This window comes from Flocculibacter collagenilyticus (genome assembly GCF_016469335.1).
GTDB lineage: Bacteria > Pseudomonadota > Gammaproteobacteria > Enterobacterales > Alteromonadaceae > Flocculibacter > Flocculibacter collagenilyticus.
Window position 1 is genome coordinate 1,429,527 of sequence record NZ_CP059888.1, and the last position, 16,034, is coordinate 1,445,560.

The window sequence follows — 16,034 nt, forward strand, 5'->3', positions numbered from 1 at the left end:
TTTGAGTTAAATATGGGAAGTGTACGAAATACGATAGAGGAAAGATTCAACAGTGTTTAAATAGCGCCAAGCTAACAAAATAGCTTTAACAGTGAGGATGCTACTTAAGATCTAACGCTTCTTTTTGAGTTTTTCGGACTAACTGATCGGCTGTTCTAGTTGTTTCGGGCAGCCTATATTTAGGTGTTAGTTTAAGTATCCAATTTATCGCTGTTGGTAAGCTCATTCGGTGACCAACAGACACGTAAACGGGCTTAATATTAGTTTGAGTTCTAAGTACTGCTCCAATAACCTCGCGGTTGTCTTCTAAAAATTCGTATTGCCCTCTTTCAGAGGGAACTTCCTTGTGCTCGCCAAGTAATCGAGTCTTCCCGCAGCCAATGGTAGGAAGGTCAAACAAAACGCCTAAGTGACAAGCTAAACCAAACCTTCTGGGATGCGCATAGCCTTGACCATCGCACACTATCAAGTCGGGTTTGCGATGTAGTTTAGCAATAGCTTCAAGTAAAACGGGAATCTCTCGAAATGAGAATAAACCTGCTATGTAGGGAAATGTAGATTGATGAGTTGCAGTAGCCGTTTCTACTATCTCTAGAGTGTGTGCATTTAACATGACCACAGCAGCAATCATTTCATCACTCTCTTTGGCATAAGCAACATCCACGCCTGCGACAAGATTGATACCTTCAAAATGATCGTCTTGGATAACTTTTGGTGCTAGCTGCTGTTGAAGTATTATGGCTTCATTTTCTGATATATCCCATGAGTGTTGTATTACTGGCTGCATAATCGAGTACTATATTCCTTATTTATTATAAAAACGTTTAACCACAGCTGTTGGTTACTGATTACTAATTAATTCTACCCAAAATACGATAGACACTAAGCATATTGCGGTTGAAACGATCACGGTTGTGGCGCTGACGGCTTGTTGTTGCTGATGTTTTGCTGCTATGAGGTAAGCATTAATCCCGGTAGGGCTGGCTGTTAAAAGTACAACGATGAGTGTTTGAATATTATTAAGATCAAATACATATTGCGCCATTAAGTATACGATAAAAGGTAGCGCTAATAGCTTTATGGCACTTAAAAGCACTGCCTGAACCCAACTACCTTTGAGTGGTAAAAAATACATTGATGTGCCCAAAGAAAATAACGCTAAAGGTACTGCAGCCTGAGACATCATTGTGAGGGCCTGTAACATTGCTTTAGGAAACGTAAAATTTAATATATTAGCAATCAAGCCCAAGCTAATGCTAATCACAATAGGATTGTTTAAGCCTCTAAGAAACTGATAGCTGTGCATTTTAATTTTTTTGATGGCACTAACTGCGGTTGAGCTATTTGATGAAGCGTTTGTTGGTGTTGGGCGTGTGCGGTTTGTTGCTAGCATTTCTGTTAATGTGAATAGCACGGCACTATGGAATGCGATTAATACAAATGCTAGGCCTGCAACTTCTTCGTTTAATAGCTTTATTAAAATGGGAATACTAATTAATACGGTGTTTGAGTAGCTAGCTGTTAATGCTGATACGGCCGAACGTGTGTTAATAGATGACGAGTGTTGTACTTGGCTTGTTGTTTGGCGTGACAGTTGCCATTGATAGCCTATGTAAACTAATCCATAAACGAGTATTACGGGTAGGTAAAACGAGAGAAACCAACCTAAGCTGACGTTCTGGTTTAAGTCAGCTGAGTAGGTGCTTTTAAATAAAAATAAAGGAATGAGCAGGGTAAAGCACAACTTGGAAATACCACTTGTTTGTGTTTGATCAAACAACTTTACTTTTACTGAAATAAAGCCCAATAAACAAATTAGCGCTAATGGAGCAACGAGTAAAACCGTATGCAAGATACCCTACCTTTATCTAATTGTGTTATTTAACTGTACTGGGCTTCAAACCAGCTTTCTAAAATAACGCATGCTGAAGCAGAGTCTACATTGCCTTTGCTTAAGTTTTTAAAACCGCCGGTTGAAAATAAATCTGCTTTAGCATCAGCAGTAGATAGGCGCTCGTCATGCATTTCTAATGGCACTTTGAATTTGGCATGTAAGCGATTACCAAATTTTTTTGCTCTATATGTGACTTCTTGCGTAGTGCCATCCATATTTAACGGTAGACCCACCACTAATACGTCTGGTTGCCATTCGTTGATGATTTTTTCTATGTCATCCCAGTTGGGAATGCCATCGCGCGCTTTAATGGCAGTAACAGGAGTTGCGCTTGCAGTAATTTCTTGGCCAACCGCGATGCCAATACTTTTTGTACCAAAATCAAAAGCCAGCGCGGTGCGCTGGCCTTTTTCTTTAAACTTTTTCTTTGTCATGTGTTTACTTACATTAATCTGTGGAGCTTAGGTCTAATTATTGACGAATAATATATTTAAGCATGGCCTACGTCATTCGAAACTTGCCAAATATTAATGCCGAGCTTTTCAGCGGCTTTTTCATATTTATCTTTGGTTGGGGTGTCGAACAAAATTTCAGAATCTGCGGGTAGGGTTAACCATGAATTTTCTGCAATTTCTTTTTCCAATTGTCCCGCGCCCCAACCGGCATAACCAAGTGTGACTAGAAATTTATTTGGCCCTTGCTCTGATGCTAAGCTGGCAAGTATATCTTTCGAAGTGGTGATCATAATATCACCACTGAGTTGTAGGCTGCTATTCCAACATTCTTGTGGTGAATGAAGCACAAAACCACGGTCGGTTTGAACAGGGCCACCACTAAAAACAGGGGCTTTACCAGCTTGGGTTTTGTCGTTTATTTCAATTTTAATTTGTTCTAGTAATTCGCTAACGGTTAAATTAGTTGGTTGATTAATAATTAACCCCATTGCGCCGTCTTTATTATGTTCGCAAATATAAGTAACGGTGCGATGAAAAAACGGGTCATTTAATGAAGGCATCGCGATCAAAAAATGGTTTTCAAAATTGTCCATTTACAGTGCCTTAATGATAAATAATTGCTTAAGTATGGCATATAGTAATCGATACGGTAGGTTATCTTTGTAAGCAGTAATTATCTGTTACTGCTTTGGGTAAAATAAGTAGGTTTATGGGCAATTAGCCCGTAACCCTTTTATCGCTTAAGCGTTTTTCGATTGCGTCAAACAGCATACCAGTAATACTAATGTCGAATGCCGCTTCAATCTCTTTAATACAGGTTGGTGACGTAACGTTAATTTCTGTCAGTTTGTTACCTATTACGTCTAATCCAACAAAAATCAGCCCTTTTTCTTTTAGTGTTGGGCCAACATGTTCTGCAATGGCGCGCTCTTCAGGAGTTAGTTCTCTGGCTTCACCACGCCCACCAGCGGCTAAGTTTCCGCGTGTTTCACCTTTGGTTGGTATTCTTGCTAGCGTGTATGGAACGACCTCACCATCAATCATTAATACGCGTTTATCACCTTGAGAAATTTCAGGAATAAACTTTTGTACCATGGTGTAGCGTTGGGCATGATTTGTTAATGTTTCAATAATGACACCAACATTTGGATCGTCTTTTTTTACTCTAAAAATTGACGCACCACCCATGCCATCTAATGGCTTTATAATTACGTCGCCATGTTTGGCTAAATATTCACGAATTTTTTTATCATCGCGCGTGACTAATGTGTCTGCTGCGCATTCTGGAAACCAAGCAGTAAATAACTTTTCATTTGCATCGCGCAAACTTTGTGGCTTATTAACAATTAAGCTGCCTTCTAATTCAGCACGTTCCAGAATGTAGGTGGCATAAATGAATTCTGTATCAAACGGCGGGTCTTTACGCATTAGAATAACGTTTAAATCTGATAAGCGAATGGTTTGTTGGCTGGTAAATTCAAACCAGCTTTCTTCATCGTACTGAACGCTTAATCCTTTAGTGTCGGCATAGGCAATTCCGTTGTCTAAAAACAGATCATTCATTTCAATATAATGAATCTCATACCCACGTTGTTGTGCTTCTTGCAGCATGGCGAAACTAGAGTCTTTTTTTATATTGATGTCCTGAATAGGATCCATCACGATGCCGAGTTTTATAGTCATAACGTAATTTTTGCGTAAGAATTGTATAACCGTAAAATATGGGCGCTATTTTCTAAAATACAATCAGTTAGCGATAAAAATAGAGCAATTTTTTCAACTTTACGTTAGCTAAGCGTTGAAATAGCCAAAAGTTAGCTTTTAATGCACTACTTTTAAACCCTTTGTCTGCAATTACTTTAGATAAATATGGTGTTACAATGCCGCGCATAATAAGAAAAAGATTGATAGGTTTGTAATGCGTTTTTGTGGTTGGTTGGCAGTATTTCTGTGTTCATGGAGCACTTATGCTAGCCCTAATAATTGGACTCATTTTGTAGATTCTTACATTCATCATGTTGATACAAAAATAAAAAGTAAGAATATTCCCGGTGCCGCTGTGGCAGTAGTCAACCCTAAATATAGCTCGGTTGCGCTAGGTTTAGGTAAAACTAAAATGAAAGGCGGGAATAAAGTCACCGCAAATACACGCTTTCGTTTAGCGTCTGTTTCTAAAACATTTGCAGGTTCGTTAGCTAGCAAATTGGCCAACAATGGCTCTTTTTTACTACACGATCCCATCACAAAATATGTTCCTGATTTTAAGTTAGGAAAATATGCCGAAGATCTGAAGGTGTATCACTTATTAAGCCATTCAAGTGGGTTAGTGCCTAATGCATATGACAATCTAATCGAATCTAGAATGAGTTATCCGGATATTGTAACCAAGCTTATGGATGTTTCACCAATTTGTGAACCGGGTAAATGCTATGGCTATCAAAACGTGATGTTTAGCTTAATTGGTGAGGTAACCCAAAGAAGTACAGGTAAACCCTATGAAACATGGATTAAAGAGACCATCTTTAAGCCACTTAATATGCAATACGCGTCAATTGGCTATCAAGACATGGTGAAAGATGACAATTACGCTCATCCACATGTACAGGTTAGAAATCGGAAGTGGGTGACCACCAAGTTAAAACCTAATTATTACAAAGTGTCTCCTGCTGCTGGTGTTAATGCCAGTGCATCGGACATGGTGCAATGGCTTAAAGCGCAGCTTGGCGAATATCCACATGTGCTTTCTGACAAAACACTACAACGCCAGACAACGGCACTTACCGAAACTAAAAAAGAATTAAAACGCCGAGTATGGAAGAAAAAACTGAAAGATGCACATTATGGGTTGGGTTGGCGTATTTACGACTATGATGGTGAACAAGTTTTTTATCATAGCGGTTGGGTAGAAGGTTATCGAGCCGATATTGTAGTGCTTCCGCGATTAAATATAGGATTAAGTATTACGATTAATGCTGGCACGGGGTTAATTAATGAACTTACCACTGAGTTTTTAAATCGAGTAATAAAAAAACATCGTAGTGGTAAGTTTATTTAAACATTAATGTTTATCGGCGATTAGGCTAAATCACCGTATTGAACCTGTAACGCAGTAATTACAGTTAACGCAGCAGTTTCGGTACGCAGCACGCGGGGACCAATAAGTATTTCTTTAAAACCTTGGGCGCTTGCAAGATCGATTTCTGATTCTGACAGTCCTCCCTCTGGTCCCACTAAAAATCGCACGCCATGGTTTGGCATACCAATGGTTTTAATAGTGTCTTTGGCGCGAGGGTGAAGGTTTAATTTTAGCTCGTTTGTGTTTTTGCTTACCCACTCGTTAAATTGCATTGGAGGGTGAATCACAGGGATGGCATTACGGCCACATTGTTCGCATGCGCTAATTGCAATTTTTTGCCACTGTGAAAGCTTTTTTTCTAGCCGCTCGCCGGATAACTTTACACCACAACGCTCACTAAAGAGTGGCGTGATTTCAGTCACGCCTAACTCAACACTTTTTTGAATGGTTAACTCCATCTTGTCACCGCGTGATATGCCTTGACCTAAATGAATCGTTAAGGGTGACTCAACGTCGTTCGCAATAAACTCAATAGGTTTTACAACCACTTTCTTTTTTGAAACTTCTACGATTTCACTTAAAAACTCACCCGATTCACTAAAGGTGTTAGCGTTATGGAATAAGCGAATGTGATCACCTACATTCATCCTTAATACTCTGCCAACATGGCCAACAGCATCGTCAGTCAAAGTAGTAGGTTGGTTTAATTGAATGGCTTCAGGGTGAAATATTCTTGGTGCGCGCATGTAATAAGCTTTTTAACAGTGATGAATTAACGGCGATCATAGCAAGGAGGCTTGTAATTTTCCATTTGAAAAGTGTGGTTTATCGCGCTTACCTTGTTTAAGTATTACAAGCAGTTATGTATAGTTGTAAAAGCTTTGCTTAGCGTAGATATAAAAACGCGTGTTTAGCTTATAAACATTGCCTGCCACGGGCGTATTATTCAGTTTGCGAACAGGACTGTAAACATTCATGCCTATATTAGAAGTTAAAAACTTGTCTAAATCTTATCCGCCTTTACAAGCGGTGAATAACATTAGTTTTGAAGTACCCGAAGGCATTTGCTTTGGTTTGTTAGGCCCCAATGGTGCGGGAAAAACAACCACACTAGAAATGATAGAAGGTATTGTTAAGCCAACATCAGGCGACATTTTTATTTTTGGTGAGCCTGCCACTCAATCTTTATATCAGCAATTAGGCATTCAATTCCAACATACTGCATTGCAAGATTACTTAACAGTAAAAGAAACGTTGGTAATGTTTGCTGCTTTATACCCAAAAACGATGTCATTAGATCAACTCATTCATTTATGTAATCTAGAGCCAATTTTGAATCAAGACCATCGTAAATTATCAGGTGGACAACGGCAGCGCTTATTACTTGCTTTAGCTTTAGTAAATGATCCTAAATTAATTTTTCTTGATGAGCCGACAACGGGTTTAGACCCACACGCTAGACGTTCATTTTGGGATTTAATTAAACGCATAAAAGATCAGAACAAAACCATTGTACTTACTACGCATTACATGGACGAAGCTGAATACTTATGTGACGATATAGTGATTATGGAGCAGGGCGAAATCATTGCGCATAACACCCCTAAAAACTTGTTAGCGGAACACTTTTCAGGTGCGCTTATCCGTTTGTCCGATAAGCATATCAATGCTGAGCAGCTTTCAGATTTAATCTATCAAAAACATGAGGGGTTTATTGAAATAACCTCAGATAATGTTGAACAAACAATAACCACATTACTTAAGAAAGGTATTTCATTAGAAAGCCTGCACGTTAAATCAGCAAACCTTGATGACTTATTTATCAAATTAACAGGGCATGGCTTGGGAGGGCACGCTTAATGAAACGCTTTTGGGCTATTTTTTATGCTAGAAATTTAGAGTTTTGGCGCGACAAAGCGTCATTAGGCTGGAATATTATTTTTCCTATTCTACTTGTTGTGGGTTTTGCTGTTATTTTTTCAGGTGACGGTAAAGCACAATATAAAGTTGGTATTGTTCAAGCCGATGGATATTCAAATAAAAGTACTTTTTTAAGCACCAAATACATTAGCTTTGTTACATATAAAGACAAAGAAAAAGCCCTGTTAAAGTTGCAGCAGCACAGTTTAGATTTGCTAGTTAATTTTAGCGAGGGCCAATACTGGATTAACGAAACATCGCCACAAGGCTACATTGTTGAAAAGTTACTGCTACAAGCTGAGCCTGAATACCAGCGAATTGCCACCCAAGGTAAAGAGATTAGATACTTAGATTGGGTGCTACCCGGTATCTTAGGCATGAATATGATGTTTAGTTGTTTATTTGGTGTTGGCTATGTGATTGTTCGATATCGTAAAAACTCAGTACTGAAGCGTTTACAAGCAACGCCGTTAAGCGCTTTAGAATTTATCAGTGCACAAGTTTTCTCGCGTTTGCTCATCGTGTTGGCGATTGTCGCAATTATTTATGTGGGCTGTGACTTAGTGTTCGATTTCTACATGATTGGTAGCTACTTTGACTTGCTGATTATTACTATTTTAGGAGCGTTGGCAATGATTGCCCTTGGCTTATTACTGGCCTCGCGAAGTAGAAGTGAGGAGTTAACAGGAGGCCTATTAAATATGGCCACTTGGCCAATGATGATTCTATCTGGCGTGTGGTTTTCGCTTGAGGGGGCGCCACGTTTTTTACACATTATTGCGCAGTTTTTGCCACTTACACATTTAGTGGAGGGCGCTCGAGCGGTAATGAGTAATGGCGATAGTTTAATTGATATTCAATATCATGTTACGGTTTTGCTTGGAATGACAGTACTGTTTACCGGGTTAGCCGCGGTTTTGTTTCGCTGGGAAGGTGACGGCCGTTAACTCGTCGTTGCCGTGATAGTGTTTTTACAGTGTACCGGCTAGGGTGAAGATATAGCGGTTTTTCAGTTTGCAGCTACACTGTAATAGGTACTTGTAGGTATCTATACTGATATAAATGCACTAATTGGATATCTGTTGAAATGACACCAAGACAAATAGAACTCATTCAAGCTTCATGGCAACAAGTTGTTCCCATTTCTAAACAGGCTAGCGAAATATTTTATGCGCGATTATTCGAGTTAGATAGCAGCCTTCGTGCATTGTTCAGCACAGATATGGACGAGCAAGGCGTAAAACTGATGACTATGTTAACCACGGTTGTAGAAGGACTAGCGCAGTTTGAGAAGTTAGAGGCTGAGATATGGTTGTTAGGGCGGCGCCATCTAGCTTATCAAGTTCAAGACAAGGATTATGACACCGTTGCACAAGCTTTACTTTACACGTTGGAACAAGGTCTAGGAGCAGAGACGTTTGATGATGAGCTTGAATCTGCTTGGGCTGAGGCATATGGGCATATTCAAAACGTTATGCTTGCTGGGGCACACGCTTCAACGAATAGTTATTTAACGTGGAAAGAAAGCCAACACTAAATAACCCAATGTGATGGTATTTAGGTTGGCTCATATTCGGTTTTAGCGATTACTTCTTTACAGACCAAGCAACCGTTTCACCAGCAAAAAATGGCACAATTGGATTGCCATTGGGTAACGTAATTTGCTCTGGAATGGTCCAAGATTCTTTAACCAAGGTTACGGTTCCCGTATTTCTTGGCAGACCATAAAAGTCGGGGCCATGATGACTAGTAAATCCTTCAAATTTATCCAGTGCATTTAGCTCGTCAAACACTTGAGCATATAGTTCTAGTGCGCTCCAAGCGCTGTAACAGCCAGCACAACCACATGCATTTTCTTTTTTATCTTTTTCATGCGGTGCTGAGTCGGTACCTAAAAAGAATTTAGGCGAGCCACTTGCTACTGCTTTTCTTAGTGCTTGTTGATGAGTATTGCGCTTTAAAACAGGCAAGCAATAGTTATGTGGGCGAATACCACCTACCAATAAATCATTGCGATTCAACATTAAATGCTGTGGTGTAATGGTTGCAGCAACATTATCTGACGCTTGCATGACAAAATTAACGGCGTCTTCGGTAGTGATGTGTTCAAACACCACTTTTAGCGTTGGAAAAGCATCAACGATTCGTTGTAAATGTTTATCAATAAACGCTTTTTCACGATCAAAAATATCAATGTGGCTGTCTGTTACTTCACCATGCACTAACAGCAGCATGTTATTTTCTGCCATGGCTTTAAATACTGGAAAAATATTATCAAGCTCTGTAACAGCTAAGTCAGAATTGGTGGTTGCACCTGCAGGGTATAGTTTAGCGGCAACTGCACCTGCGTTTTTGGCAGCTAAAATGTCTTCAACACTTGTGTTGTCAGTTAAATAGATGGTCATTAAAGGTTCAAAATCACTACCTGAAGGTCGAGCATCTAAAATACGTTGCCTATATGCGCTAAGACTTGTTGCGTTGGTAATAGGAGGCACAAGATTTGGCATTACAATGGCACGTTTGAAGCAACGTGCTGTCGCTGCTACTGTTTCTTCAAGAATATCACCATCTCTAAAATGTAAGTGCCAGTCGTCAGGCGCTTGAATCGTTATTTCAGTCATATTAAACCTTGCTAATTTAAGGAATTATTTAACGCTTAAAAAAATGCCAGTCTACATTAGACTGGCATTTTTAATTTATTTAAAAGCAGACATGATAATTACAGTCCGGCTGATGCTCTTAATGCTTCAACCTTATCAGTTGCTTCCCAAGGAAATTCTTCGCGGCCGAAGTGTCCGTAAGCAGCTGTTGGTTGGTAAATAGGGCGCTCTAAATCAAGCATCTGAATTAAACCGTACGGGCGTAAATCAAAATGCTCGCGCACTAGCGTAATTAATTTATCTTCATCAATTTTAGAAGTGCCAAATGTTTCAACACTAATTGAAGTTGGCTCTGCAACCCCAATCGCGTAAGAAACTTGAATTTCGGCTTTATCTGCTAGACCTGCTGCAACCAAGTTTTTAGCTACATAGCGGGCTGCGTATGCTGCTGAACGGTCAACTTTTGATGGATCTTTACCTGAGAAGGCTCCGCCACCGTGTCTTGCCATACCACCATAGGTATCAACAATGATTTTACGGCCTGTTAAACCACAGTCACCCATTGGGCCACCAATTACAAATCGACCTGTTGGGTTAATAAAGAACTTAGTTTCTTTGTTTAATAAGTCGGCAGGAAGAACGGGCTTGATGATTTCTTCCATTACAGCTTCAATTAAGTCATTTTGCTCAATAGAGTCGCAATGTTGAGTTGAAAGTACAACGGCATCAATACCAACTGGTTTACCATTTTCGTAAGCAAAAGTAACTTGAGATTTTGCATCTGGGCGTAACCATGGCAAAGTGTCATTTTTACGTACTTCTGCTTGGCGTTTTACTAAACGGTGAGAATAAGTAATAGGCGCAGGCATTAATACATCTGTTTCGTTACACGCATAACCAAACATTAATCCTTGGTCACCTGCACCTTGCTCGGCTGGGCTTGTTCTGTCAACACCTTGGTTAATGTCTGGAGATTGCTTACCGATAGTATTTAATATTGCACACGAATCGGCGTCAAAACCCATATCTGAATGCACATAACCAATTTCACGAACGGTGTCTCGGGTAATTTGTTCAATATCAACCCAAGCGCTAGTGGTAATTTCACCACCAACCATCACCATACCAGTTTTAACATACGTCTCGCACGCTACACGTGCTTTTGAGTCTTGCTCTAGAATTGCGTCTAGTACTGCGTCAGAAATTTGATCTGCAATCTTATCCGGATGGCCTTCAGATACTGATTCAGAAGTGAATAAATGTCTTGCCATGAGCCTCATCTTCTAAGTTGTTAATTGCGCAATATCGCGCTCAAATAATATAAAGGGGTAATTTTAATGCAAAGTGGGTGTTTTTTCCTAGTAAAATTTTACGTCTGGACGGCTATTTTTTATTTAGCTCTTTTTTACATCCTTAATATATATAGAATAACTTGCGTTTAAGTAAAGGGTGTAGCAACAACAGAGTAACTATTGTTATGCTGTAAATAAGCATATTTTAGGAAGTTAAGTCATGACATTACAGCATTTTGATCAGCATCAGGAAGAAACGCTACGCACGTTGTGTTTGCAACTTGATAATGAGTTACGGCCTTATTATCAAATTCATGGGTTTGTTTTTGCGATAGCGAGTTCACCAGAAATTCCCACCCCAAATGAATGGATGGCATGCGTATTTCAGCACTCTTCCAGCCTTTCTGAAGAGCAGGCAGAACAGTTGGTCAGTTGTTTAATGAGTTTATTTCACTTTTATGCAAATCAACAACGTGAGGGAGAAATATCGTTACCTCCTGCATGTACGTTTAAAGGTGCAGATGAGTCTAATGATGAGTTGTCAGATTGGTGCAACGGTATGTTATTGGGGCACACATTTGTTGAGCCTACCTGGAATAAAGCGTGGGGGGGAGCATCAGAACAATATAAAGATGTCGCGGAGTCGAGCATGGAGGAGGATTTAGTTGGTCTACTTTCACTTATTGCTACGTTTGCTGATATACCGTTAGCACTTGAAGACGCAGAGAAAGATAGTAGAAGCCAGCTAAGAGATAATCTACAGGATGCATACGAAACGTTGCCGCAGGCACTGGCTATGTATGTGGCACTGGCCGATAGCTTAGTGGACTTTTTGCCAGATCAAATGGAAACATTCGTACGCAGTGACAAGAAAATAGGACGGAATGACCCATGCCATTGTGGTAGCGGAAAAAAATATAAAAAGTGCTGTGCGATGCATTAGTGCATGCACATCATCCAATATTCATATAGGTTTTAGGAACAAGGAAGTACATGTGTTTAACAAGACTGAGGAGAAACAAACACATAACGGTTGATATAAGTGGCGAGTAACTAAATGTAAACTATACTTTTGTACGAAGTTTCAAGCAATTTACATGCAGTGACAATAAAGCGTTTATAAAAACCGAGGGTTATATGAGAAAGAACATATTTACCACTGTATTGCTTTCTTCTATGGTAGTTCCGGCTTATGCAAATATTTCAGATTCAATATCCATTAATGGATTTGGTTCTGTAATAGGAGCGAGTGTTGTAGACGGTGATGGTTATATTGCGGAGTACCCCAATTTAGCCATCTATGAAGACAGTGATCTCGACTTTGGCCAAGAAACACGGCTGGGAATACAAATAACTGGCAGAATTAATGAAAAAATGTCTGCCACAACACAGTTACTTATGCGCGGTGCAAACGATTTTGATACAGAAATTGGCTGGGCATATTTCACCTACGATATAACCGACACAAGTGCGGTGCAAATAGGGCGAATGAGAGTACCTGTTTATCACTTCTCTGAATTTATGGATGTTGGCTATGCTTACCCTTGGGTAAGGATCCCTTCAGATACCTATTCGTTAGATGTAACAAATTACAACGGTATTCGATATCTAAAAAGCTTTAGTATTAGCGATTACACCTTAGATTTAACATTTTTGTACGGTCAAGAAAAAAACGACGATGTTGAGTTAATGAGCTATTTATTTCCAGATCAAATAGATAGAGATTTTGAAGACTTACTAGGCGTTGTTGTTAACTTTGACATGAACAACTTTGTAATTCGAAGCTCTTATGTTGAAGGTGAGATGTTTGAAACACGACATTTGCCTGCATGGTTAGCGCCAATAGTAGGTTTAAATAATACTTATCCGAGCTCTACGGGGAAAGTTGATAGCAATGGCGATTTATTGGTTGCAGCGGATACAGAGTATGACATTTCGTTTTTTGATGTATCCGTAAAAGCCTCCCTAGGTGATTTTTCGTTTTTTGCGGAATACAACAAGTATAAGCCATTTTATAAGTCTTATTTTGCCAGTATTGATTACCGCTGGGACGAATTTCAAGCCTACCTTTTATACTCTAAGTTTGACTTAGATCAGCCTTGGGAGTCGCACGATACAACCGCAATTGGTTTACGCTATGACTTCATGACCAACGTCGCATTTAAAGTTGAAATATCTAAGTTTGACGATACAGGCTATAACCCATTTACCTTAGAGCCAAACCCTGTATTTAAAGGTGATCCTGACGGTGATGGTGACGTAACAGTTGTTACTTTTGGTTTTGACTTTGTTTTTTAAGGGGAAAATTGTGAAAAAATCAATTCCACTCATATTTGCTGCATTAATTAGTCATTCAGTATTTGCTGAAGTTGCGGTTATCGTTCACCCATCTAATGCTAATACAATGGATGAAGGTGCTATATCAAGAATATTTCTTGGTAAAGCAAAGTCGTTTCCAGATGGCAGCCAAGTTGTGCCTATCAGCTTGGCTGAGTCAAGCGATACAACTAAAGAGTTTAATAAGAATGTGCTGAATAAATCATCCAGTCAACTTAAAGCATATTGGTCAAAACTGGTTTTTACTGGAAAGGGTACACCGCCAAGAGCCATGGATAGCGAAGAGGAAATGATCAAGCTAATTAGTACCAATCCAAGCATGATTGGCTTTGTTTCTAGTGACAAAGTAACGGGTGACGTGAAGGTGTTAGGTAAGTTTTAAACTTGTATTTAATGTGTTTACTCGCTAGCTCTCTTATACGTGTAATCTAACCAATACTGTTGTACGTATTGGTTAGATAGCATCAGATGTTGGCAGTTTTAAATAGCATATAGTTGGGTGAAGCATTACAGCTTTTTCTTACAAAACGAGCGTTTTTAGTCTCTTCTTTTTTATCAGCTTTTTGGTGCAACAATGGCTAGTTTTATTAGCTGGACTATACTGCTAAATATGCCTTTCTTAAATTTTAGATTGTATTTCCCCCTAGGTGTGAATCAAGGTCTATAATCGTATTATCAAACAGTTAGGAGAAGTGTAGCGTGTCAGACTTTTTATTTTGTGACGACGATGATAGCCAACCTGAAGAAATGCTATTTTCCAAGCCCGCCTGGAAAGTGTTGATTATTGACGACGAACCTGACGTTCACGAAATTACTAAATTAGTACTAAACGACTTTCAGTTAGATGATAGGCGTTTAGACTTTTATAGCGCGCACTCTGCGGCTGAGGCTAAAGAATTACTTAAACAACATGATTTCTGTGTTGCTTTTGTTGATGTTGTGATGGAAACGTCTCATGCAGGGTTAGATTTAATTAAATATATTCGAAAAGATCTGAATGATCACATCATTCGCTTGGTTTTGCGTACAGGGCAACCCGGAGAAGCGCCAGAGTCTTCAGTGATTAGAGAGTATGATATCAATGATTATAAGCATAAAACTGAATTAACAGATCGAAAATTAACCACACTCATGTTTTCAACCCTGCGCTCATACCGAGATATTGTGACAATAGAAAAGCACAAAACGGGTTTAGAGCGCATTATCAACGCTACCATCAACTTTTTAGATTGTAATACCATTACTGAATTTGCCTCTGCAGTATTGTCGCAAGTCGCAAATGTGCTGGGCATTAGCGATCGCAAAATTTTATGCTGTGCAGCGGTAAGTGCAACCGATAAACCTGACGTGTTAGATTTAGATATTTTGGCAGTATCAGACGAGTCGGTTGAAGACGTAAGTCAGGCAAGCGTTCCTTCTGAAATTAATGAGTTGTTTGTTAGGGCGCATAATGAGCGATGTTCAATCCATTCCCCAGAGCATTTTGTTGGCTACTTTATTACAAGAAAAGGGCTGGAGAATCTACTTTATGTTAGTCATGGTGATGAGCTTACACCGGAAGAGCATGACATTCTTGAGTTTTTTACCAACAATATAGCTGTGGCGTATGACAATATTCGCATGCGTGAAGTGGTGAAGTCTTCGCAAAAAGAGTTAAGTTATATTCTTGGGGAAGCAGTAGAAAGGCGCTCAAAAGAAACAGGTAGTCATGTTAAGCGCGTAGCGAACTACAGTTATATGTTAGCAACATATATAGGGTTAGGTGAGTACACATCAGAGCAAATAAAACTTGCATCGCCGTTGCATGACGTAGGAAAAATAGGGATCCCAGATAAAATTTTAAATAAGCCCGCAAAGCTTGACGAGCAAGAGTGGGAGGTGATGAAAACCCATGCACAGTTGGGTTACGACATTTTGTCTCAATCACAAAATGAAATTTTGCAACTTGGCGCTAAAATAGCGCAGCAGCACCATGAAAAGTACGACGGTAGCGGTTACCCCTTGGGGTTAAAAGGTAAGCATATTGATATCGTCGGTCGAATTACCGCATTAGCTGATGTATTTGATGCGCTGGCCAGTTCCCGTTGTTACAAGCCTGCTTGGCCTTTGGAAAAGGTTCTCGATTTACTAGAAAAAGAAAAAGGAAAACACTTCGATCCAGAATTAGTTGATATTTTGCTAGAAAATCTAGACGAATTTTTAGCGATACGAGACGCATTTCCAGATCCTGATATGGAAATCGCAACCGGTGATTTAGAAAATCGATAGCCTGACTGTATTATCTGGCTGTATTATGTTGTTATCGTAGATACACCTAATCTTTCTTTTCTCTACTCCAAATACTTATAAGTCGTGTTTTATATACTGTTATTGATATATAAAACACGACTTACTAGAAAGTTTACAGTTTAGTCGATTAATCTTGTGATATTTATTTGATTAAGCTTTCTGATTAAGCGA

Annotated in this window: 15 protein-coding genes and 2 pseudogenes; 9 read left to right on the top strand and 8 right to left on the bottom strand. The window is 39.4% G+C overall.

The window, feature by feature from the left end; genetic code table 11:
• Positions 1-100: 100 nt before the first annotated feature.
• The 5 genes from nfi to gshB form a co-directional block, all read right to left on the bottom strand.
• Complete coding sequence (nfi, locus tag HUU81_RS06340; RefSeq protein WP_199611406.1) at positions 101-787, bottom strand: deoxyribonuclease V; 687 nt, start codon at positions 785-787, stop codon at positions 101-103.
• Between the two features lie 54 nt (positions 788-841).
• On the bottom strand, positions 842-1,852 hold the full coding sequence (locus HUU81_RS06345) for an AEC family transporter (protein ID WP_199611407.1): 1,011 nt from the start codon (positions 1,850-1,852) through the stop codon (positions 842-844).
• Positions 1,853-1,881: 29 nt separating this feature from the next.
• Positions 1,882-2,328 (bottom strand): Holliday junction resolvase RuvX, encoded by a 447-nt coding sequence (gene ruvX, locus HUU81_RS06350; RefSeq protein ID WP_199611408.1) that lies wholly within the window; start codon positions 2,326-2,328, stop codon positions 1,882-1,884.
• 56 nt (positions 2,329-2,384) lie between these two features.
• Positions 2,385-2,942, bottom strand: a complete 558-nt coding sequence (locus HUU81_RS06355) for a YqgE/AlgH family protein (RefSeq protein ID WP_199611409.1) — start codon at positions 2,940-2,942, stop codon at positions 2,385-2,387.
• 124 nt (positions 2,943-3,066) lie between these two features.
• Positions 3,067-4,032, bottom strand: coding sequence for a glutathione synthase (gene gshB / locus HUU81_RS06360; protein ID WP_199611410.1), 966 nt, complete (start codon positions 4,030-4,032; stop codon positions 3,067-3,069).
• 235 nt (positions 4,033-4,267) lie between these two features.
• On the opposite strand from gshB, the gene HUU81_RS06365 reads away from it, so the two are divergent.
• Positions 4,268-5,404: a serine hydrolase domain-containing protein gene (locus HUU81_RS06365; protein WP_199611411.1), complete on the top strand. Its 1,137-nt coding sequence runs from the start codon at positions 4,268-4,270 to the stop codon at positions 5,402-5,404.
• Between the two features lie 20 nt (positions 5,405-5,424).
• Here the strand turns inward: HUU81_RS06365 and rsmE are convergent, their stop codons facing one another.
• Positions 5,425-6,171 carry a 16S rRNA (uracil(1498)-N(3))-methyltransferase gene (gene rsmE / locus HUU81_RS06370; RefSeq protein ID WP_199611412.1) on the bottom strand — a complete coding sequence of 249 codons (747 nt, stop codon included), beginning with the start codon at positions 6,169-6,171 and terminating at the stop codon, positions 5,425-5,427.
• Positions 6,172-6,400: 229 nt separating this feature from the next.
• Here rsmE and HUU81_RS06375 point away from each other — a divergent pair, with 229 nt between their 5' ends.
• The 3 genes from HUU81_RS06375 to HUU81_RS06385 all read left to right on the top strand — a co-directional run bounded on the left by HUU81_RS06375 (position 6,401) and on the right by HUU81_RS06385 (position 8,882).
• The gene (locus HUU81_RS06375; RefSeq protein ID WP_199611413.1) at positions 6,401-7,285 is read left to right on the top strand and encodes an ABC transporter ATP-binding protein; all 885 of its coding nucleotides are present in this window, start codon (positions 6,401-6,403) and stop codon (positions 7,283-7,285) included.
• Positions 7,285-8,292, top strand: a complete 1,008-nt coding sequence (locus HUU81_RS06380; RefSeq protein ID WP_199611414.1) for an ABC transporter permease — start codon at positions 7,285-7,287, stop codon at positions 8,290-8,292. The genes HUU81_RS06375 and HUU81_RS06380 overlap by 1 nt, the downstream gene beginning before the upstream one ends.
• Positions 8,293-8,432: 140 nt before the next feature.
• Entirely contained in the window at positions 8,433-8,882 is a 450-nt protein-coding gene (locus tag HUU81_RS06385) for a globin family protein (protein ID WP_199611415.1), read from the top strand.
• A 49-nt stretch (positions 8,883-8,931) separates the two neighbouring features.
• Here the strand turns inward: HUU81_RS06385 and pyrC are convergent, their stop codons facing one another.
• Both pyrC and metK read right to left on the bottom strand, forming a co-directional pair.
• A complete protein-coding gene (pyrC, locus tag HUU81_RS06390; protein WP_199611416.1) occupies positions 8,932-9,966 on the bottom strand; it encodes a dihydroorotase in 1,035 nt (344 codons plus the stop codon).
• Positions 9,967-10,064: 98 nt separating this feature from the next.
• Complete coding sequence (gene metK / locus HUU81_RS06395) at positions 10,065-11,216, bottom strand: methionine adenosyltransferase (protein ID WP_199611417.1); 1,152 nt, start codon at positions 11,214-11,216, stop codon at positions 10,065-10,067.
• A 241-nt stretch (positions 11,217-11,457) separates the two neighbouring features.
• On the opposite strand from metK, the pseudogene HUU81_RS17415 reads away from it, so the two are divergent.
• The 5 genes and pseudogenes from HUU81_RS17415 to HUU81_RS06415 form a co-directional block, all read left to right on the top strand.
• Positions 11,458-12,000: pseudogene (locus HUU81_RS17415) on the top strand (YecA/YgfB family protein); the annotation flags it as partial.
• Between the two features lie 75 nt (positions 12,001-12,075).
• Positions 12,076-12,180 (top strand): annotated as a pseudogene (locus HUU81_RS17600) (SEC-C metal-binding domain-containing protein); the annotation flags it as partial.
• Between the two features lie 194 nt (positions 12,181-12,374).
• Positions 12,375-13,535: a porin gene (locus tag HUU81_RS06405; RefSeq protein ID WP_199611418.1), complete on the top strand. Its 1,161-nt coding sequence runs from the start codon at positions 12,375-12,377 to the stop codon at positions 13,533-13,535.
• Between the two features lie 10 nt (positions 13,536-13,545).
• Complete coding sequence (locus tag HUU81_RS06410; protein WP_233520584.1) at positions 13,546-13,956, top strand: type 2 periplasmic-binding domain-containing protein; 411 nt, start codon at positions 13,546-13,548, stop codon at positions 13,954-13,956.
• A 317-nt stretch (positions 13,957-14,273) separates the two neighbouring features.
• Entirely contained in the window at positions 14,274-15,842 is a 1,569-nt protein-coding gene (locus tag HUU81_RS06415) for a DUF3369 domain-containing protein (RefSeq protein ID WP_233520585.1), read from the top strand.
• The last annotated feature ends 192 nt before the right edge of the window (positions 15,843-16,034 follow it).